Source organism: Polaromonas sp. P3_C2 (genome assembly GCF_056402675.1).
In genome coordinates, this window is record NZ_JBFUGX010001170.1 from 1 (window position 1) to 699 (window position 699).

1 pseudogene is annotated in these 699 nt (G+C 57.4%); it reads right to left on the reverse strand.

The features are described from left to right. Nucleotides 1–562: 562 nt before the first annotated feature. Nucleotides 563–688 (reverse strand): annotated as a pseudogene (locus tag AC1DWI_RS25390) (DUF4197 family protein); the annotation flags it as partial. Nucleotides 689–699: the final 11 nt, after the last annotated feature.

Here is a 699-nt window from a genome sequence, read left to right on the forward strand (position 1 = left end):
GGATCGGGGTGCTCGTTCATGGCTCACCTCGTGGGTTTCGTGCGGGAGTGCGAAGCGCGAATCCGAACCGGACGCAACCCCGAAGCGTGAACCGCAAGGTTGCCACCCGCTGAGAAGCGGTGGCTGTCCGTCTTGATGATAAATCCATGTTTCGGCAATTGTCCGGATTTGCTGACGTGGCGGCGCTTCATGCCGGCGTCCATCCGTTGCCCCCCAGCCACGGGACGAAGCCTGCATAACCCAGCTTGGCGGCTTGAGCGGCATTCTTCACATACCGTCGGTGATCCGCGGTATCTGCAGCCGCTCCAGACCGTTCGCTGCAACCTGATCAGAGCACGTTTATCGGCGGGGCTGTTAAGGCATTTCCCGCGTGGTCATATTTACCAGCCGCATGTAAGTAAATGCGTTTTTTCGGGGCCGCCCGACCCATGAAGACGCCGTCTCTGTTCCTGAACCAGATCCCGCTGCTCCGCCCTTGATGTCGCTCATTTTTTAATAGCTGCCTGCGCCCGCCCTATATAGGCTGGAAGCCAATTTCCGATGCAATATTTCAGAAAACCCGTTATTTCATGGATCCGAAGACCTTCTTGAGGATGGCGCTGCCCGTGCCTACCGGGTCTTGCCGGATCTTCTTTTCTTCCTCGCCGATGATCAGGTACAGGCCGTCCAGCGATTTGCCGGTCACGTACTACTGGATGT